This window comes from Rudanella lutea DSM 19387 (genome assembly GCF_000383955.1).
GTDB classification, from domain to species: domain Bacteria; phylum Bacteroidota; class Bacteroidia; order Cytophagales; family Spirosomataceae; genus Rudanella; species Rudanella lutea.
In genome coordinates this window covers 1,783,797-1,804,076 of the sequence record NZ_KB913013.1, presented here as the reverse complement: position 1 = coordinate 1,804,076, position 20,280 = coordinate 1,783,797, and the positions used below count along the sequence as shown (strand labels likewise).

16 protein-coding genes and 1 pseudogene are annotated in these 20,280 nt (G+C 54.8%); 3 read left to right on the top strand and 14 right to left on the bottom strand.

Features of this window, described 5'->3' with window-relative positions:
- Nucleotides 1–266 precede the first annotated feature (266 nt).
- The 3 genes and pseudogenes from RUDLU_RS27085 to RUDLU_RS27080 form a co-directional block, all read left to right on the top strand.
- Nucleotides 267–782 carry a DUF6973 domain-containing protein gene (locus RUDLU_RS27085; RefSeq protein WP_044129373.1) on the top strand — a complete coding sequence of 172 codons (516 nt, stop codon included), beginning with the start codon at nucleotides 267–269 and terminating at the stop codon, nucleotides 780–782.
- 12 nt (nucleotides 783–794) lie between these two features.
- Complete coding sequence (locus tag RUDLU_RS0107365) at nucleotides 795–1,376, top strand: hypothetical protein (RefSeq protein WP_019987718.1); 582 nt, start codon at nucleotides 795–797, stop codon at nucleotides 1,374–1,376.
- Nucleotides 1,377–1,465: 89 nt separating this feature from the next.
- Nucleotides 1,466–1,863 (top strand): annotated as a pseudogene (locus RUDLU_RS27080) (transposase); the annotation flags it as partial.
- A 79-nt stretch (nucleotides 1,864–1,942) separates the two neighbouring features.
- On the opposite strand, the gene RUDLU_RS0107355 reads toward RUDLU_RS27080, so the two are convergent.
- The 14 genes from RUDLU_RS0107355 to RUDLU_RS0107290 form a co-directional block, all read right to left on the bottom strand.
- A complete protein-coding gene (locus tag RUDLU_RS0107355) occupies nucleotides 1,943–3,202 on the bottom strand; it encodes a sulfate adenylyltransferase subunit 1 (RefSeq protein ID WP_027302853.1) in 1,260 nt (419 codons plus the stop codon).
- A gap of 87 nt (nucleotides 3,203–3,289) precedes the next feature.
- A complete protein-coding gene (gene cysD / locus RUDLU_RS0107350; protein ID WP_019987715.1) occupies nucleotides 3,290–4,186 on the bottom strand; it encodes a sulfate adenylyltransferase subunit CysD in 897 nt (298 codons plus the stop codon).
- A gap of 91 nt (nucleotides 4,187–4,277) precedes the next feature.
- A complete protein-coding gene (locus RUDLU_RS0107345; RefSeq protein ID WP_019987714.1) occupies nucleotides 4,278–4,991 on the bottom strand; it encodes a phosphoadenylyl-sulfate reductase in 714 nt (237 codons plus the stop codon).
- Nucleotides 4,992–5,050: 59 nt separating this feature from the next.
- Nucleotides 5,051–6,157, bottom strand: a complete 1,107-nt coding sequence (locus RUDLU_RS0107340; RefSeq protein ID WP_019987713.1) for a Gfo/Idh/MocA family protein — start codon at nucleotides 6,155–6,157, stop codon at nucleotides 5,051–5,053.
- A 139-nt stretch (nucleotides 6,158–6,296) separates the two neighbouring features.
- On the bottom strand, nucleotides 6,297–7,502 hold the full coding sequence (locus RUDLU_RS0107335) for a trans-sulfuration enzyme family protein (protein WP_019987712.1): 1,206 nt from the start codon (nucleotides 7,500–7,502) through the stop codon (nucleotides 6,297–6,299).
- A gap of 100 nt (nucleotides 7,503–7,602) precedes the next feature.
- Nucleotides 7,603–8,670 (bottom strand): sulfite exporter TauE/SafE family protein, encoded by a 1,068-nt coding sequence (locus RUDLU_RS0107330; RefSeq protein WP_019987711.1) that lies wholly within the window; start codon nucleotides 8,668–8,670, stop codon nucleotides 7,603–7,605.
- A 142-nt stretch (nucleotides 8,671–8,812) separates the two neighbouring features.
- On the bottom strand, nucleotides 8,813–9,385 hold the full coding sequence (locus RUDLU_RS0107325; RefSeq protein ID WP_019987710.1) for a YdeI/OmpD-associated family protein: 573 nt from the start codon (nucleotides 9,383–9,385) through the stop codon (nucleotides 8,813–8,815).
- 37 nt (nucleotides 9,386–9,422) lie between these two features.
- Nucleotides 9,423–10,562, bottom strand: coding sequence for a DUF819 family protein (locus RUDLU_RS0107320; protein ID WP_019987709.1), 1,140 nt, complete (start codon nucleotides 10,560–10,562; stop codon nucleotides 9,423–9,425).
- 105 nt (nucleotides 10,563–10,667) lie between these two features.
- A complete protein-coding gene (locus RUDLU_RS0107315; protein ID WP_019987708.1) occupies nucleotides 10,668–11,168 on the bottom strand; it encodes a Rad52/Rad22 family DNA repair protein in 501 nt (166 codons plus the stop codon).
- Between the two features lie 42 nt (nucleotides 11,169–11,210).
- Entirely contained in the window at nucleotides 11,211–11,900 is a 690-nt protein-coding gene (locus tag RUDLU_RS0107310; RefSeq protein WP_019987707.1) for a uracil-DNA glycosylase family protein, read from the bottom strand.
- A gap of 166 nt (nucleotides 11,901–12,066) precedes the next feature.
- Nucleotides 12,067–13,113 (bottom strand): SusE domain-containing protein, encoded by a 1,047-nt coding sequence (locus tag RUDLU_RS0107305; protein WP_019987706.1) that lies wholly within the window; start codon nucleotides 13,111–13,113, stop codon nucleotides 12,067–12,069.
- Nucleotides 13,114–13,314: 201 nt separating this feature from the next.
- Complete coding sequence (locus tag RUDLU_RS0107300) at nucleotides 13,315–14,901, bottom strand: RagB/SusD family nutrient uptake outer membrane protein (RefSeq protein WP_019987705.1); 1,587 nt, start codon at nucleotides 14,899–14,901, stop codon at nucleotides 13,315–13,317.
- A 73-nt stretch (nucleotides 14,902–14,974) separates the two neighbouring features.
- Nucleotides 14,975–18,028: a SusC/RagA family TonB-linked outer membrane protein gene (locus tag RUDLU_RS0107295; RefSeq protein WP_019987704.1), complete on the bottom strand. Its 3,054-nt coding sequence runs from the start codon at nucleotides 18,026–18,028 to the stop codon at nucleotides 14,975–14,977.
- Between the two features lie 249 nt (nucleotides 18,029–18,277).
- On the bottom strand, nucleotides 18,278–20,266 hold the full coding sequence (locus RUDLU_RS0107290; protein ID WP_019987703.1) for a helix-turn-helix domain-containing protein: 1,989 nt from the start codon (nucleotides 20,264–20,266) through the stop codon (nucleotides 18,278–18,280).
- Nucleotides 20,267–20,280: the final 14 nt, after the last annotated feature.

Here is a 20,280-nt window from a genome sequence, read left to right as displayed (position 1 = left end):
AAAGAGAATAAGCACTTGATTCAGCCTATACCGAATGATGTACCCGCTGATATAGACAAAACTTTTCAGACCAAGCAGAGATTGCCGACGACAATAAGGAGGCCATAAACCCTCAAGCGGAAGAGTATATAGCTGACACCACGGTACTAGTTGTAAGCGATCTAGTCATGAATGTTGATGAAATTAGTAAATAATATTATGTAACTGTACTCATACAAAGGCATAGTGATGGCTCAGAAACTTGGATTCCGTTAGCGAGATGGTGTATGGGTAATGAAGCCTCTGATAGTTCTGCTAATGATTATGGAGATGGAGGATCAGGCGCAGATCCTATGGTAATTGTCGAAGAGATGGGAACCAATGCCTGTGAAGATAGTTATCTCGCGTTACATCCTTGGATCGTCCCCTTGATGTATCTTAACCGAGAGCAAAATAACAACTGGTGTAGAGATAGGTATCCAGAGGCTATCGAACAAGGAGAATCCTCCCAAAACGCAATGCGGCACGCTCTATATCAAGCCCAAAACTTTTGTACTATTGGAGAATCAGCCACATATGAGATGGCAAGTCGGCATGAAATATGCGACGGAGAGCTACGAGGCAGTCCAGAAGCTACTGCAATGGACTTAGCTAATAATGATGTGGGTATCCAGGTTGGGCGAGAATTACAAAGCTTGGGCCTGTGTGATAGTTTTCAGGCAATAATCACTTTTGTTGAAGAAGCCTACTATACAGGCAGGTTATGGCATGTAACTGGTTCGACTCTTTCTCCAACTCCTTAGTTAACCCATTATATGAAGCTTCTATTTTGTGTTTTGCTACTGACCTTTTCATTGCCCGCTAAAGCACAATCGTTGACCTACAAGGGTGTTCAGATTCTTTTTCCAGCAACAGTTAAAGATGCCTATTCGCGTAACCAAATGGGATTCAAACCACCAGGATGGTATTACAAAACCTTGGCAGATAGCGTAACGTTTTCTCTGCAGTATGACTATGAATTTTCTGATTTATACAATGAACGGCAACCTGCCTCTGCCTTGTTTGAACATAAACTAACAGGTTATCGGTTTAAATTTTTAGATAAACCCGGATTTTTTGGCAGAGAGAAGAAGTTGCTTGAGGGGCTGCTGGGTCATAGTATGCGCGTAACACTGGAAGAAGGTAACAGTAGTGTGAACTACCCCGCTGAACGACGAGCCACGATGCCCAATTTGGGTAATTTCAAAATGGCTGAAGGTAAAACGAAGGATGGTATCTCTGTGTATCTTAGAGAGGTGCCTCGGTTATCACCAAAACAAAAGCCATTATTGCAAGTATTTTTTATCAAGGGCATGGAGGATATAAACATAAAAACTCGCGTCCATGCAATGGATTGAACTGAACCACCTCCCCCCTAAAAACTTGACCGTTGTAAAGTAGAGAGTTTGGGCGATTTTTGATAACTTAACTAATCAAATAATCGCGGATGAAGAAGACAAAATTCACCAGAGCGCAAATCGTTTTTGCGCTCCGCCAGGCTGACACCGGCAAAGTTGTCGCCAAGGTGTGTCGCAAGATGGGAATTAGTGAGGCCACCTTCTACAATTGGAACCGTGACGGCGGACCGTAAGAAGTACGGCGGTTTAGGGGTGCCCGAGCTTCGACGGCTCCGTCAACTCGAATCGTACGGCCGAAGCCGAAGAAAACCAGCAGTTAAAGCAACTGGTGACTGATCTGAGCTTAGACAAACAGATGCTTCAGGATGTGATCAAAAAAAAGCTCTAACGGGGTCGCCCGAGCGGGCCAGTTCAAAAGAAAGAGCTGGCCCAGAGTTTGATTAATGACTACAAAGTGTCGAATCGTCGGGCATGCCAATTGATGTTACCAAATACGCACACTCTGCATTGCCCCAATAGGGAACAACACAAAATGCGCGTATTCGGGTACTGATTTGGCCTGAGTTTTACGCTTCGCCTTCGAGCATAACGGCCCCGACGGTTACGTTACTGGTCTCGTCGATCAGAATGGCCCCGCCGTTGGTCCGGTTCAGGGCATAGGTGTCGAATGCAACCGGTTGGGCGGTTCGCAAATGGACTTTGGCGAGGTCGTTCAGCTTGAGACTTTCTACGTCTTCGACATGCTCGTACGTCTCGATGTTGAGCCGGTACGGAATGGCACGGATCGAGCAGCGGGTGCGGGCCGTGCCTACCTGCAACACGTACTTGCTGCCCACTTTCAGCTCTTTCGTGTCCATCCAGCAAAGCATTCCTTCTACGTTCTGAGCCACAATCGGCTGGGTGTCGCTGCGAACGATAAGGTCGCCCCGGCTAATGTCGATGTCGTCGGACAGGTGCAGAATAACCGACTGTCCGGCTTCGGCTTCGGTCAGGTCCTGCTCGTTGAATTCGATGCGGCTGATAGTCGAGGTTTGGGCTGAGGGCAGTACCGTTATGGCATCGCCCACGCGGAACGTACCGCTGTTGATTTTGCCCGCATACCCCCGGTAGTCGTGCAGTTCGGCTGTTTGCGGCCGAATGACGTACTGCACCGGAAAACGGGGTAAAGTCAGGTTGGTATCGTTGCTCAGTTCAACCGTTTCGAGGTGTTCGAGTAGGGTAGGTCCCTCGTACCACGGCATATTTACCGACCGGTCGACCACGTTATCACCGTTGAGTGCACTCATCGGGATAAAGCTTACCTCACTGACATTCAGTTTTTTAGCCAGGTCGGCGTATTGGATGCAGATATCCGAAAATGCATCCTGCGAGTAATCGACAAGATCCATTTTGTTGATGGCAACCACGATGTGCGGAATCCCCAACATACTGGCTATGAGCGAGTGCCGCCGGGTTTGCTCCACTACACCGTTTCGGGCGTCGATGAGTACAATGGCCAATTGGCAGTTCGACGCGCCCGTGACCATGTTGCGGGTGTACTGAATGTGCCCTGGTGCATCGACAATGATAAACTTGCGAACCGGTGTCTGAAAATACCGGTAGGCTACGTCGATGGTAATGCCCTGCTCGCGTTCAGAGCGCAGGCCATCGGTCAGCAGGGCGAGGTCGATACCCCCGCCATCGCCCTGATTTTTGGTTTTGCTGGCCCGCTCGATGGCTTCGAGCTGATCGACCAGAATGGATTTGGAATCGTACAGCAGCCGTCCGATGAGGGTACTCTTCCCATCATCCACACTACCGCAGGTTATAAAACGTAGTAAGTCCATGCTCTAAAAGTGAAAGAGCGAATGAGCGAAAGAGTGAAAGAGCGAACTGCTGCTGCTCGCTTTTTCACTCTTTCGCTCATTCGCTCATTAAAAATATCCTCCCTTTTTGCGGTCTTCCATGGCGGCCTCCGACATTTGGTCGTCCATGCGGGTTTCGCCCCGCTCGGAAATACGGGTCGCCTGAATTTCGGCAATAACTGCGTCGAGCGTGTCGGCCTGCGATTCAGAGGCCGCTGTGCAGGAAATATCGCCCACGGTGCGGAACCGGACTGTCCGGGTCACAATCTGATCGTCGGGTTCGGGTTTGATAACTCCCCCGGCCGTAGCCATGAGCTTGCCGTCGCGTACGAGGAGTTCGCGCTCGTGGGCAAAGTAGAGGCTGGGCAGGGCAATTTTTTCGCGCTGAATGTAGTTCCAGACGTCGAGTTCGGTCCAGTTCGAAATGGGGAATACCCGCACGTTTTCGCCTTTGTGAATCCGGCCGTTGTAGAGGTTCCAGAGTTCGGGGCGCTGCCGTTTGGGGTCCCACGAGCCGAATTCGTCGCGCACCGAAAACACCCGTTCTTTGGCGCGGGCTTTTTCTTCGTCGCGTCGGGCACCGCCAATGCAGGCGTCAAACTCAAACTCTTCGATGGTATCGAGCAGGGTGAACGTTTGCAGCGCGTTGCGGCTGGCGTTGCGTCCGGTGGGCTCCTTCAGGTTTTTCTCGCGGATGGTATCTTCTACGTACCGCACAATCAGGCGTTCGCCGAGGCTGTTGGCGAGCCAATCGCGGAAATCGAGGGCCTCCTGAAAGTTATGACCGGTATCGATGTGCACAAGCGGGAACGGAAACTTACCGGGCCGAAACGCTTTGCGCGCCAGATGCACCAGCGTGATTGAGTCTTTCCCGCCCGAAAACAGGAGCGCGGGCCGTTCGAACTGCCCGGCTACTTCGCGCATGATGTGAATCGCTTCCGATTCAAGTTGATCGAGGTAATCCATTTTTAATGAGTGAATTGGCGAATGAGTGAATGAGTGAATCGTTGGCTGTCGCGCTTGCGGCATTCGCTAATTCACTCAATCACTCATTCACTCATTTACTATGTAGTCCACATTCCTTTTTCGAGTTGTCTTCCCACCACCAGCGGCCGGCGCGGAAATCTTCGCCGGGTTGAATGGCGCGGGTGCAGGGCTGACAGCCAATGCTCACAAAGCCCCGGTCGTGCAGCGGGTTGTAGGGTACGTTGTTGACCCGTACATACTCTTTCACCTGCTCAAAAGTCCAGTCCATAAGTGGGTGGAACTTAAAGAGCCCGTGGGCTTCATCCCACTCCAGTTGAGGCATGCTGGTGCGGTTGGCCGATTGCTCGGCCCGGATGCCCGTAATCCATATTTTCTGACCGGCCAGGGCGCGGTTGAGGGGCTCCACCTTCCGAATAAAGCAGCACTCTTTCCGGTTTTCGACCGACTCATACATGCTAAACGGCCCTTTGCCCGTCATCAAAGCCTCCACGGCTTCCTGCTTTGGGTACATGGTTTCGATCTGAATACCGTATCGGCTGAGGGTTTTATTCCAGACCGAGTAGGTCTCGCCGAACATCCGGCCCGTGTCGAGGGTGAAAATTCGAATGGGCAGATTGTTCTGGGCAATCAGGTCGGTAATGACCTGATCTTCATAACCCAGGCTGGTGGAGAAAACCACCTGACCGGGAAAAAGCTCGGCCAGTTTGCGCAGGGCGTCGATCTCGGAGAGACCGGCGAGTTGCGCCGACAGGCTTTCGAGCGTGTATGTGGGTTCTGCTATCATAGCGCATCAAACCTGTAAGGTCTTCAAGACGGCACCGGCCGCCCGGCTTGCAGGTTTTGTTAATGTAAAACAACGATTTTCCCTGTTTTCGCCGAGGTCCGGGCGGCTTCCAGAATCTCCATCACAACCAGGTTATTAGGCAGTGATGTGAGGTTGTCGATCTCTTTTTCGTCACCGCGTACTACTCGGGCCAGATACGCAAACGGATCGGGGGCGGGGGCATCGGCCGAGGTGGCTTCCAGCATCCGTTCCGGTTCGCGTTCGTTTAGCCGGACTCGCATTCGTTTGGCGTCGAGAGCCATAATCGAGCCCGTTTGTCCGTACACTTCCATGTCTTTGCGGGCGTAGGGCCAATTCCACGAAGCCTGAATTACGGCCTGTGCCTTGGGGTACGTCACAATAATGGTAGCCTCGTCGTCGACCTTGGGGTAAATATGGGGCTTGATTTGCCCGGTCACGGCCATCACACTCGTCGGGCGTTGGCCTTGCATGAGCCACGTTGCCAGATTGGCCCCGTAACAACCAAAATCGAACAAAGCCCCCGCCCCGTTCTCGACTGGGTCGGTGAGCCACGTCAGAAACTCGGGTGTACAACCAATTTCCTGAGGGCCCTGATGCCCGTCGTGAATGACCAGCTTCCGAACGTCGCCAATGGCTTTCTCGCCGATGGTCATGGCGTAAGCCCGGTGGTTGCTGCCGTACCAGGTGGTTTCGTAGTTGGTGAGCAGCTGAATCTTGTGTTTTTGGGCTAGGGCGGCCATCTGCCGGGCATGGTCGAGGCTCACGGCTAAGGGCTTCTCAACCATGACGTGAATACCCCGTGGAGCGGCAAGCCGAACGGTTTTGAGATGGTCGATGATCTTGCCAAAGTCGGTTACGGCTTCGGGTTTGGTCGCGTCGAGCATAGCGTCGATGGTCGGATACACCAGACTCATCGGGAAGCCGTACTGTTTGGCATAGCGCTCGGCCAATTGGCGGTCGGGCTCGGCAATGCCCACTATCTGGATATCCGTTTGGCCTTTCTCGCGGTAGGCTTTATGAAAAACCCCGTGTACGTGGGTATGTACCAACCCGACTACCCCTATCCGAACCGGTGGGCGGGCGGGGGTTTGGGCGTTGGCAACATAAGCCAGCATAACGAAGAAAATGACCAGTCGCAACGTCATAATTCAGGTTGTTTGAATTGCCCCGAAAATTACCATAGGAACTACAGAATCCCGGACAAAGGCACGAGTGAGATTTAGATCAATAGAGACGGACTAAACTATAGTTTACAGAATAAACCCACTCAACACCAATGAGTTCCTAGACGTTTTCGCGCAGGACCCCGGCGCTGACTGTAGCCGCCTGCTCGAAGTCGGCCACGAGGTCGTCGATGTCTTCGAGCCCCACCGAAATCCGAACCAACCCCGGCGTAATGCCCAGCAGTGCCTTTTCGTCGGGCTTCAGCTTGGCGTGGGTGGTGGTGTTGGGATTCGTAACAATGGTACGTGTGTCGCCCAGGTTCGACGAGAGCGTTGGAATCTGGAGAGCGTCGTAAAAAGCCTGTACGCGCTCAAAACCGCCTTCCAGCTCAATCGTGACAATAGCACCACCGGCCGACATCTGCGCCTTCGCCAATTCGTACTGCGGGTGCGAGGGCAAAAACGGATACTTCACCGTGGCTACATCGGGGTGTTTTTCGAGGGCTTCGGCCAACCTGAGGGCGTTGCGGCAGTGCCGCTCCATCCGCAGGTCGAGGGTTTCCAGACTCTTCGACAGAACCCAGGCATTAAACGGCGACATTGACGGGCCGGTGTGCCGGGCGAAAAACCGAATCTGTTGCATCAGATCGGCCCGGCCGACGACAATCCCGCCCAGTACGCGCCCCTGACCATCCATAAACTTGGTGGCCGAGTGGACCGACAAATCAGCCCCAAAGTCGATGGGTGTTTGCAGGAGTGGAGTAGCAAAGCAGTTGTCGACGTTCAGAATGAAGCCGTATTTTTCTTTCAGCCGTCCCAGCATCGCCAGATCGACCAGCTCAAGGCCGGGGTTGGAGGGTGTTTCCAGATACACCATTTTGGCGGCTGGCTTATCAGCACTCGGCTGGATAGCGGCCTCCCACTCGGCTTCGGTGGCTGTAGCGTCGACATACGTGTGGGTAATGCCCCACTTGCTCAGAATCTGGGTGATAATCTGGTGAGCCGACCCAAACAAAGCCCGGCACGCCACAATATGGTCGCCTGATTTGAGCAGTGCGGCCATACTGGCAAACACGGCCGCCATGCCCGTACCCGTAGCGATGCCTTCTTCGGCCCCTTCGAGCATGCAGACTTTGTCGACAAACTCGGTGACGTTGGGGTTCGAAAACCGGCTATAAATGTTGCCTTCTTCGGTTTCCTCAAACAAGGCTTTGCCTTGCTCGGCACTGTCAAACGTAAAACTCGACGTCAGAAACAAAGGCGTTGAGTGTTCCCGGTATTGCGTTTTCCGCGTTTGGGTGCGAATCGCTTTGGTCTGTTTTTTCATAGTGTTTTGGACAGGATTCACGGGATAGACAGGATTTTCTTTTTCATCAATCAAGCTATCCTGTTCATCCTGTAAATCCTGTCAAGAAGAAAAGAGCCTGTCAGAAAAACATGATAATTTTCCGCAAACTTACGATAATGACCACGATGCCAACCATCACCATCATGGTTTTCACGGGTAACCGGCGCGAGAGGTGAGCCGCAATGGGGGCGGCTATGCTCCCACCCAGAATAAGACCGATAATTACCAGACCATACTGGGCTAAACCTACGTACAAGGCGAAGACCACCGACGAGGCAAACGAGATAAAAAACTCGGCCAGGTTAACCGAACCAATGGTGTACCGGGGGTGCCGACCGCTGGCAATCAGGGTCGAGTTGACAATGGGCCCCCAGCCTCCTCCGCCAATGGCATCGAGAAACCCACCCGACCAGGCCAGAATCCCGATGTTGCGCACCGGCTTTTTCTTCACCCGCTTGGTCAGGGCTTTTTTAATGATCAGAAAGCCCAGAATAGCCGTGTACACCGAAATAATGGGTTGCAACACCTTGGCGTATTCTTCCAGCGAGGTCAGCTCCGAAATAACCCAGGCCCCCAATGCGGCCCCGATTACGCCCGGAATCAGCACTGCCCTGAACAACTTGCTGTTGATGTTGCCAAATTTGAGGTGCATGTACCCCGATACCCCCGATGTGAAGATTTCGGAGCTGTGTACGCTCGCCGTTGCGTGCAGCGGGCTAATTCCCACGCTCATCAGGAATGTAGTAGCCGTAACCCCGTAGGCCATACCGAGGGCTCCGTCGATCATCTGGGCCACAAAGCCCGCCATCAGAAAGTAAAATATCTCGGGGCCAATCTCAACCGAACTGGCCAGCACGGTCACCTTTTCCCAGGTGAAATAGCTGAACAGCATGTGGCCCACCACCATCAAAGCCAGCGCAGCAGTCGCATAGATGATGATCTCTTTCCGATTGCGCCGACGAAGGAGCGGTTCGGGAAGGTCGGTAGCGATGTGGGCCGACGGGAAGGCCGTGCGGAGTGCCTCGGCCTGCGTATGGGCGTTTTGGCCCTGTACCGTGATTGTCAGACCGTTAAGATCAAATGGGAGCGAGGCTGACGAGGGGTCAACCGATTCCGTGTCGCTGGAGGCCGCGTGTTCCGCCTGCATAAATAGTCTAACTATATCGACTTAATAGATTAATTCTTGAATGAAAAACGCCACACTGAAGTGGCGCTCATTTGCTGGGAAGTGTAGCACAAAGGTCGTAGGTAAAGTGCAGAAAACCAAATCCAGAGCTTCTTCGGCTACCTCACGGATAGGCTCGTTTGCCCTCGGCGGCCTGGCTAACGGTTTGCGCGATACGTGCAGCCCGGGTTTCGGGGCGTTTGGCACTGCCTATCCAGGCGAGAATGATTTTGCGGGCCCCTGGCGGAAACCCGTAAAAGTTGGCTCGTGCTACCGGGTTAGCCAGCAGAGCCGTTTCCAGTTCGTCGGGTACCAGCAGGTTATCGCTGTCGGTGAGGGCATCCCAGGAGCCATCCTGTTTGGCCTGTTCGATTTTGGCGAGCCCGGCGGTCGTCATCTGCCCATTGGCGATAAGGCGCTCAATACGCTCTTTGTTTGGCTGCGACCAAACGCTCCGGGGCTTGCGGGGCGAAAACTTGAGCGCGTGCCGCTCGTTGTCCATCTTGCGGGGTAGGCTGTCAATCCAGCCAAAACAGAGGGCTTCTTCTACGGCTTCGGCGTAGGTGAGCGTAGGCTGGCCGGTTTTCTTCTTGTAAAACACGAACCAGATGCCCGGTGCCGTCTTGTAGTTGTCGGTCAGCCATTGCCGCCACTGTTGGCGGTCGGCGGAGAAGAAAAAGTCGAGTTCTGCGGGCATTGTGTAAGCCTGGGGCGAGTTGAGTATGGGATACAGTTTAGCGGAGCCACTCGGCTACAAAAATACCGAGGTACGTACCGATAGCGTTGCCCAGTGAACCAACCAGTACCGCCGGGAGTTGCAAGTCGGGTCGGTTAAGGCTGCGCGCCAGAGCGAGGGCCGAAGTAGCTCCACCAATGTTGGCTTGAGAAGCAATTCCCAGCACATCCCAATCCTGCCGAAAGAGGGCACCAACCCCAAAAACGATCAGGGCGTGAATGAGTACGAGCGTGCAAATCATCCCGAACAAAACCACAGCCAATTGCCCGTCGCGGAGGAGCGCGCCCACGTCGCAGTAAGCGCCAATGACAGCCAGAAACAGGTAAATGGCACTCAACCCCAGCACTCGGGCGCCGGGTAGCCGGTTAATTGCCCGGAACTGAGCCAGAACAAGAGCCAGGGTAGTCAGGATCAGAACGAACGGTAATGAAGGAACGAACGTGCCCAGCCACTTTGCGAACGACATGGCTCCCAGCCCAAGGGTAATCAGTAGCGCCAGATCGCGGGGGCTCAGGGTTTCTTCGTCGTTGGTCAGATCGGTAGCCGAAAGTGATTCACCCGGAGAAGCCGGTTGTAGCCGATTTACGGGCCGCAGCCGTTGCATGAGCTGCGGAATAGCCAGGGTGGCCACCATCCAGACGGCCGTCAGGATATTGTCGGCGGCTGTGGCAGCCACAAACAGATTGCCTGACTTGGCAACCCCGTAGTGCAGCGCTACCGCATGAAAATTGAGAGCACCGCCTATGTACGTGCCGGTAAACATACCCGCCAGCGCGTAGAATTGAGCCCCAACACTTTGCGGACCATTGAACAACCACATGCTGAGAACGACCCCTATGATGGTTCCGGCCGAACCGATCAGAAACAGGGTTAGCATGGGCAGGCCCGCCCGGCACAGATCCTGCAAATTGACGTTGAGCAGAAGCACAAACAGGGCAAACGGCGTGACATAAGCGAATATGGCGTCGTAAAGAGGGGTATCGGTGGTGGGAACGAGCCCGACGTTGGCTTGGATAGCGGTGAGGATAATAACCAGCAGGGCTGTACCCAGATGACGGAACCCGGGTTTGGTACTTAGCCATTCGCAGACAACGATGTTCAGGAAAAGCAGGCACAGAATAGGTAGTGATTCGGTCATGGGCGGTAGGTTTAAGATCGGAAGATACACAAATAACAAAAGCGGCCATCCGGTAACGAGTCTGTGCAGACTGTTCGGATGGCCGCCTGACAGGCATACGCCTGTTTATTTACGGTACGACTCCTTGAGGGTAACAAACTCTCCCCCCTTATACGAGCCATCATTGATTTTCTTCACGAGCGCGTCGAGCTGGGGCGTAGCCCAATCGGGAATATATTTATCGGGGGTTTCGATAAACACGCGAGGGTATGTGTACAGGTTACGGCCCACCCCAAATTGCACGGCGCAGCGTTTCATGGCGTCCGAAATCCCGCCTTTGATCGGCTCAATATCGGTGCGGTTAGCGCCGTCGGTTTTGGTCAGGCGGGTCCCATCGGGCAGCGTCACCGTAATTCGGCACAGAAAACCGTCCTGAATTTCGGTAATATCGTTTTGCCAGCCATGCCACCCAAACTGCCGGTCGAACCGTTCCATCACGCAGCGGTTGGTGATATACGGGACCACAATCAACTTGCCGGTTTTGGTCTGTTGTTGTACACGCCATTCAATCTCATCGGGCTGAATGGGGCTGCTCAAAATGTCCAATGGGTACTTCGTGTCTTCCATGTTTTAATAACGAAAAATAACCCCTTTTTCGTTCGTTTATGTCTACTTAATTTGGTCTCCTAACGTGTTGATATACTGATTGATATAGTTATCTGTGGCCTTTGATTTGTATTGCAAAATATACCGGGGATGATCCAGTGTAAGCACCCGCTCGAAAAAGCCATTTTCGGCGTTGAGTCGCTTTAAAAACTGCTCGTTTTTCCGGCCCAGACAAATAGCAACATCGCGCCGGGCACCAAACTGAAGCTGCTGCCGTACCGAGTCGTTAATGGCTGGCCAAAGGGCTTCGGTTGTAGCGCGGTCGTCGTAAAAGTTATAGTTGACCGGTCCGGCGTTCCGGCCGTCTTTAACCAGGGCCAGTGGGTACAGTGCCGACAGAAAGAAGTGGCTGTAAAACGAAGCCGCTCCGCCAAAAGCCTCAACAACCTGATAAATAAACCGGCTCGATAGCTCGGGCGAAGGCGGGAGGTTGTTGTCGATGCCACAGTAGCGTTTGAGATTCTGTGGGGTGGTAAACGAAATGCCCGTAACGCCCGCTCCAAACCGACCCGGATTAATGCCCAACACATACACGCGGGGTTGGTCGTCGTTGAAGAACGTTCCGTAAAATTCCCGGCCGATGCGCTGCACCTCGGGGGTGCGGTAAGGGTTCAGGGCCGACACACCCGGTGGCAGATTAGTTGGCTCCCGGAGGTTTTCGTAAAAGGAAATAGCGCGTTGAGCAAAGGACATAACAAAGTGAGTGATTTGCGGAAAAGAGTGAAATACTGAAAGAGTGAAAGAGTGGCGGGTGGGGGTATGTACCCAAATAAACGCAAAAAAGAGTTTTGAACCGATGTAACCCCTTCATCGATCCAAAACCCTATTGTACGATAGCTGTCTGCCCGAACGCGGGCTCTTATTTCTTCGTCAGCTTGTAGGCATAGTAGCCCGGCATCCGAAGGTCAAGTTCAATGGTGTAGGTACCGGCTGAGGGCACTTTGATGTTCTGCCCGTCGTATTCCAGAAATCCATCCGCGCCGTTATCGCCGAAATTAAGCGTCCAGGCATCGTTAGCGCGGAATTTTAGTTCGTCCTGCTTCAGGCTCAGTTCGGCTTTCCAGGTGCCCGACTTGGCGTCGTACGTCATGGGCGTGCTGGCGTCCCAGCCCTTAGGCGTAGCCGCCCCGATAACACCCCATGTGGTTGGGGTAGCGCTCCAGGTAAGTGTGCCCGTATTGACCCGGAACAGATAATACCCACCCGCAGCGAGTTTGAGGTTATCGCCCGTCGACGAGATTTTGTCGGGGGCGGCTCCGATGCCGTAGTTGGTGCTGTTCCAGTTGGGAGCCGAGGTAATCTTAAACTCCGATGCGGCCGGGAAATAGATGTAACCTTCGTAGCTGCCATCGCTTTTCACCGACGAAATCTTGGGCGCAACATCGGGGGCCCAGCCCTGGTATCCACCCGGTACAAACAACGACGGATAGTTCACAATGACGAGGTACGGCGTGCCGGTGAGGGTCACGGGGGCCGAATAGGTCAGCTGACCCGGCTGGTCGTTGGGGCGGTTGATCGCCGACCGAACCCGCATTTCGATTTGCCCGCTCGTACCGGGCGATACGCCGAGCCGGAGCAGGGTTTGGTTCAGGTCGGGGTTCGACAAGGCCAACGTAGTCGATTGCCCGGCCGTTACTTCGATAGGGGCTTTGAACCCGTTGCCTTTCTTGTCGAACTGAACGGCGTAGTTGACCGGTACGGCCACCCCGTAATTAACGGGTGTCCAGTTGAGGGTGAGCGCGTTGGATGCTGAACCTGAGCTGGTGAGCGTTACGGTAGAGGCACTGGGCGTGAGTGTAACCGCCCCCGGCTCCTGCATAACCAGCCGATCGCCCTCGTTTTCACAACCCCACAGCAGGCAGAGAGCCAGCAGGGAGAACACACTGTATAGAGTGATACGTTGCATAATTGGTTGAATGATAAGTGAATGAACAATGTAAAATGTATAATGAACAATTGAATTACCTGCTGATAATCAGCCATCTCATTATACATCTTACACTATTCATTTTACATTTAATTCTGTCTGAGTACTTAAGTGGTTTTGAGGTTTGTGTGCCGGTCGGTAGCCGCTGGGCGGCACGCAAACCTCAAAACCATAAACTCTTTAATAGCCTGTGTTTTGCTTCAGATTCGGGTTGGCCACCAGGTCCGTTGCCGGAATCGGGTAGAGTGCGCGGAAGGCTTCTACGGCCCGGCCGGCGGCAGTACCGCCTTTCCAGGGCCACAGATACGTACCCTCGGTGAAGCGGTTGTACCGGATGAGGTCGGTTCGGCGGGTGCCTTCCCAATACAACTCGCGGGCGCGCTCGGCCAGAATAAAGTCGGCGGTGAGCTGAGCCGCTGTAATGTTACCCGTAGTGCCACCGTAGGCCCGCTGCCGCAACAGGTTTACGTAGTTGAGTGCGTTAGCGGCACTGCCACCCGTTCCGCCCCGAACCACGGCTTCGGCGTACATCAGGTACACATCGGCCAGCCGGAAGAGCGGGAAGTCGGTGTCGACAAAATCGCCCGCGGGGTCTTTGCCTGCCTGACCCGCCCGGGTTACGTTTTTGTACTTCGTCACGGCGTAGCCGTCGGTAAACCGGGTAATGTCGGCAATTTCGAGGGTTTGCCCCTGACTGTAGAACATAGCTCGCTTGTCGGTTCGGCCCGACGGATCGGTGAACTGACCTACCAGGGCGCTGGTGGTGCGCAAACCGGCCCAGCCACTGTTTACCCCAAACTCGCGCACGGGCATGGAGCCACCAATGGAGGCATGAATCAGGAATGTCATACCGCCGTAGGTCTTGGTATTCAGACCATCAAACGTAACCGGCAGAATGGTTTCGCGTGAGGAGTTATTGTCGGCCAGGAACAGGTTACCGTAGGTCGACTCCAGCGTGTAGGCATTGGCGCCGATCACCTTGCTGGTGTACGTAATCACGTCGTTCCAGCGGGCGGTACCGGTATAAACCTGCGCGTTGAGGTACAGTTTGGCGAGCAATGTCCAGACGGCTGCCTGATCGGCCCGGCCGTACTCTGCCTGCCGGGGGGCGCTCAGCTCGGTTTCGAGGGCTTTCAGTTCCGACTCTACGTAGTTGAACAGTTCCTGCCGGGTGGCCTGCCGGGGTAAAAACGAGCCCGGTGCGTCGGCTTCGGTCACAAACGGTACGTTGCCAAACATATCAATGGCGTGGTAGTACGCCAGAGCGCGCAGAAAACGCGCTTCGGCCCGGTAGGTGCGGGCATTGGTGGCGGCATCGCCCGTGATGTTGCGCGTGGCCAGCCGGTCGTCGCCCGTTTCGCGGATAAACTCGTTGCTGGCGGCTACCAGATAAAAAATCCGGTTGTACATAGCTGCCACAAAGCCGTCCGAAGAAGTCCAGCGCATAGCGTGGAAGTCCTGAATGGTCTGGTCATTCCAGCCAATTACGGCTTCGTCGGTGGGCAGCTCCTGGAGTTTCCACAGCAAACGCATGTAGTTGGAGGTACCTTCGTCGATACCCGAAATATCGGGTTTGCCCGATGGCCCTTGCTGCCCACTCACCGACATAACGGCGTAGAGCTTGGCCAGCACGGCTTTATAGTTGGCCGGGTCGGCGTAGACCGACGCCGAAGTAACGTCGAATTTGGGCTCCCGGTCCAGATCATTCACGCACGACGACACCGTCAGGGCCGTAGTGAGCGCGAAGAGGGTGGCTATTTTATGCATTGGTTTCATGAGTTTGAGCGGCCTCGCTCCCGGCTCTTTTCCTTTATTAGGAGAGGGGCAGGGATGAGGGTTTTTAAAAGTCGAGGTTCAGACCCGCCGAAACAATCCGGGGGCGTGGATAGAAGTTGTTGTCGCGGCCGTTATCGATTTCGGGGTCAAGGCCAGAGTACTTCGTGATGACGAACAGGTTCTGCGCCGTCAGGGTCCCGCGCAGGTTAGCCTTGCGGTCGCCTTTACCCCAGATACTGCCAAAATTGTAACCCAGATTCAGGTTGTCGAGACGCACAAACGAGGCATTCTCCACGTAGTAATCCGAGAAGTACTGGCTACGGGTGAAATTGGTCGTGAGTACATTGTCGAGACCGTTCGACAGGAACCCGAGGGCGTTTACAAAGTTGTTGTAGGCGCTACCGTTGGAGCGGGTGTTGTTGTACACGTAGTTGCCCACCGTGCCGCGCAGCACGAGACCGGCGTTGAACCGCCCGTAGGTAAACTGCGTGGTAAAGCCCATGAGCCAGTTGGGGTTCGAGGCCTGATACCGCACCCGATCATCCACCGTAATCTGTCCGTCGCCGTTGCGGTCTTCGTACACTCCTTCAACTGGCAAACCGCTTTGGTTGTACACCTGCCGCAACACGTAGAAGGTGTTGATGGGGTAGCCCACCGTCTGAATCTGGATGAAGTTGCCCGTACCACCCGAGATACCACCTACCTGCACGCCCGGATCGTTGGGAACCGGCACGCGGGTCAGATTCGTGATTTTGTTCTCGTTGTAGGTCACGTTGAAATTCACGTCGAGGTTCATGCCATCGCGCCGGATCGGGTTGGTGTTAACCGTCAGTTCGATACCCCGATTGCGGAGGCTGCCCACGTTGGTCAGTACCTGATTGGTGAGGTTGGTGCCAGCCGGTACCGGAATCACGGCCAGCAGGTCGCGGGTGTTTTTCTGGTACACATCCAGGCTACCGCCCAAACGCCCGTCGAAGAAAGCCACGTCGACGGCTGCATTGATAGCCTCGGTTTCTTCCCATTTCAGGTTAGCGTCGTAGCCTTCAGCCCGCAGCGTGCGGATAAACGTGTTGCCAAACTGATACTGTGCCGTGGGGTCGCTGATGGTGTAGCGGGGCAGGTAGGCATAGTCGGAGGCCAGACCCGTGAGGTCTTGCTGACCCGTAACCCCGTAACCCAGCCGTAGTTTCAACGCCGACAGGGCATTGGCTGATTTCAGGAACGGCTCGTCTTTGATGCTCCACGAGAAGCCCAGCGAGGGGAAGGTACCCCAGCGGCTGTCGGGGCCGAAGCGCGAGGTGGCATCCCGACGCACGGTGGCCGTAAGCACGTAGCGGTCTTTGAGCGAGTAGTTGATCCGGCCAAAAAACGCCAGCAGCGTGTACTGTGTGCGGAACGGAATACCGGCGGCCGCAATCGTATCGCGACCGTTGGCCCGCAGATTGGGGTAGCTCGGTACATCGCGGATGAAGTCCTGGTACGAGTAACCCGCCGTAGCGTCGATGCGGTTGCTCGGGTTCAACTGTTTTACGTAGTTGAGGTAAAACTCCAGCGTTTTGTTGTTACGTGAGCCGGTCGACTTTTGCGATTGGCCCCCGTTGCCACCCTGTACAAATTGTGCACCGGCATAGGCAGGGGTAAAATTCAGACCTTCTGACTTTGAAATATCGTAGCCGAGGTTCAGGTTGGCGCGCAGCCCCTGCACAAACGGCAACTGATAATCGAACTGCACGTTACCGATGCTCCGGGCGATTTCGGTGCGGTCGTCGCGGTTGTAAAGCAGTCCGAGCGGGTTGCGGGTAGCTTGTGGGTTTGGAATCCCCGTGGGCGTAAGCCATTCGTAGAAACCGCCAAAGTTTTCGTTGCCGCTATACACGGGCTTGGTGGGGTCGAATGCCACGGCCGCGCCAATAGCGCCCACGTCGGCAAAGCGGTTGTTAATGATCGAGCCCTTCAGGTTGATGTCAACCCGGAGTGTGTTGTTGAAGAAGCGCGGGCTCAGACCCAGCGAGCCGGAAACCCGCTGAAAATTTGATGTTTTGAGGGTACCGTTTTGCGAAATGTACCCTACCGAAGCACGGTACGGCATCGACCTGGTGGAGCCGGTGATGCTCAGGTTATTGTCGGTGCTGAAAGCGGGCCGGAAAATCTGATCCTGCCAGTTGGTGCTCGTTTCGGGGGTGGTACCCACGTTGAGCAAGGCTTTCTGATCTTCGTTGCCGATGCGGTTAATTAATTCCCGGAACTGGGTCGCGTTGAGCGTTGATAGTTGCTTGCCGTTGACCGATACCGAACCGAGCGTGCTAAAGCTGATACGGGTCTGGTCGCCGGTGCGGCCTTTTTTTGTCGTGATCAGGATAACGCCATTGGCGGCCCGTGAGCCGTAGATTGCTGCGGCCGACGCGTCTTTCAACACCGTAAACGTTTCGATATCGTTCGGGTTGATGAGGCTCAAGGCGTTTGAGGCACCCGTGATTTCGCGGTTGTCGAGTGGAACGCCGTCGATAACCACGAGTGGGTCGTTGCTGGCGTTGAGCGACGAGCCCCCCCGGATTCGGATGGTGCTACCTCCGCCCGGCTGACCTGAGGGGGGCGTAATTTGCACCCCGGCGAGTTTACCGGCTACCAGCTGCTCAGGGTTCACGATGTTTCCTTTCTGAAACTCTTCTGCCGAAATCGACGCGATTGAACCCGTCAGGTCTTTCCGGCGCTGAGTGCCGTAACCCACCACCACGACCTCCTGCAACGACTTGGAGTCGTCGGCCAGCGTCACGTCGATAACCGACTGGTTGCCGACAACGGCCTCCTGCGGGGTTTTGCCAATAAAGCTGAACACGAGCGTAGCGCCGGGCTGCACGTTGGTGAGCTGATACCGCCCGTCGATGTCGGTATTGGTGCCGCGCGTAGTGCCTTTCACCTGCACCGTAACACCGGGAAGGGGGGTGCCGTCGGCTTCTTTAACCGTACCGCTGATGGTTGCTCCCTGTCCGAAGGCCGTTTGTACCGTGAACAGCAGTGCCAGTACGAAGCCAAACACGCCGAGCCTCGTTCGGAGAACCGATAGGCGTGCCTGCCCACCCACGGCTGGCGGGCCAAACGTCTTGTAAAACGCTTTCATAAATTAGTTGGAGTAAATAGACTGGTAATTAGGTGCTTATGTCGAATCCTGTGGATTGATACATTTTCTCACAAAAGTGATAAACTCTTGTACCCCTGTCGTTCCACTTTGCCTTGTATAGGTGCTATTTTATGTTTTTTATAGGTAGTGGATAACTATTTGATTATCAATGTATAGGACTTGTTTGTTGTGGTCCACTTTATAAAATGGTACGTATTGGCCAGTTGGGCGTCTTGGCTTAGTTCTATTTTATTCCTCCAGGCGCGGCTCCTGAAAGTAGTCGCGCGGGGTTTGGTTGGTAATTTTTTTAAAGGCTCGGTTGAACGCCGTTTTGGAATTGAAGCCCACGTCGAACGCCAGCCCAAGCAGGGTATAGTGTCGGTTCTGGGCGTCGTCGTATCGGCGTTTGAACTCCTCAATGCGGTGGGAGTTCACAAAGTCGAAGAAGTTTTTACCGTAGCTTTCGTTGATCACCCGTGAGAGCAGGTGCGGAGAAATGTGCAGCATGGCGGCCAGCTCGTTGAGGGTCAGCCCGGCGTTGATGTACGGCTTTTTCTCGGCCATCAGAGCATCGAGTTGTTCGCGGTAGGGCAGGAGGTTTTCCGCCGGAGCCGCCAACGCTATTTTGACCACTTCGGGCTGTACCTGCCGGATAATAGGCGGGGTCAACGGCCGTTGCACCACCGGATCGGGGAGGAGGCCCCCCGTCGGTTCTGGCTCAGGTTGGGCTTCAAACAGCGGAATAGACCCGGCTGCGGGCATCTTAAAAATTTCGGGTTGCTGGATGGCGAAGTACCCCAGAAAGTACGGAATCGTGGAGAACGCCAGCCAGATCAGGTCGATGCTCTGCCGCCAGATCAGGCTCAGTTCGAGCGGAAACCAGCTACCCGCTGCAATGAACAGCCCCACCACAAACCAGAGCAGCAGGCAAACCGCCTGAATAGCCATTACCGTGTTGAGGTACCGTAAATTCTGATCGTGCGAGGCCTCGGTAGTAAACCGGCGCTCGTAACTGCGTAAGGCCCGCCAGCACACAATCCAGTACACCAGATTGATGGCCCAGGCCACGGCCCCCACGCCCTGAAATACCCATTGCAGAGCCGGGTCGTGGTTGACGATCCGTAACTGCAATGGTTTCAATTCCATGAAGAAAAACGGCAGGTACACAATGAGTTGAATGCCGGCCGGTACAAAGTGCAGCCACCACCGGCGTGGCAGGCGGGGTGGCCGAAACAGCAACCGACGGATGTAGAAATAGAACATCGGTGCGTAGAGCAGCATCACAAAATCAGGCACCAGCAGCAGATGCGTGTAGGTCTGGGCGACGTTGGGGTAGGCGCTCACGACCCGAATGAGCAACAGCAGGGCCCCCGAAGCCAGGGCCAGAATAAGCCAGCGGTTGGCCTCCCGGTTGTAGTTCTGCAACGAAACAAGGGCAATAATCAGCAGCACGCTCTGGAAGGCCGAAAACAGGAGCAGCAGGTCGTAGATGGAGAAGAAGTTGAACGAGCCCGACAAGTCTTCCCAACTGGCAATCTGCAACCGAATAGGCTCCGAGGTATTCTGACTACTGCGAAACAGCACCCGGTTGGGCCGGGCCCGCCCGCTGCCGGTGCCTTCCACACTGGGCCAGGTACCCCGCGTAAACTTGTACTCGATCCGGTCGAGGTCGGTGGCAACTGTCACCCGGTATGACCCATCAATGTGCCGCCGGAGCCGAAATAGCTCGTCGCCGGAGTTCCAGTTGTTAAAGTTGCCCGAAATGTACAGGGCCGCATCGTGCGGGGTGTTGGGCGGAATATCGGTGATGATAAACTGGTAGGTCGGGGTGGCTTCCCACCCGGCAATCTGCGCCACAATCCGGCCGGGTAATTCGGCTGTGGCTACGTTGTAGGTACGGTTGGGACGGTTGCCACCGGTAGCCGTTCCTTCGGCCAGGGCCCAGTAACCCCGCGTAAATTTGTATTCAAACCGGGGGGGCGTTTGGGGCAGGTTGAGCACGTAATGGCCGTTCGGTTGTCGCCGAAGCTCAAACCGGGGGTCGCCGGGTGTCCAGTTGTTGAAATCGCAGGCCATAAACAGCCGCTGCACCGAGTCGGGTATGGGCGGATACGCCACTACCTCGACCCGTACCTGCGCCAGGGTCCATGATCCTGAGCCGGTTAGCCACAAGATCAGGCCCAGTCGTAGCAGGGCACCAAGGCCCGAAACGGAAGTAAAAGATGTAATTGCCCCCAACGTGTTGAATGTGG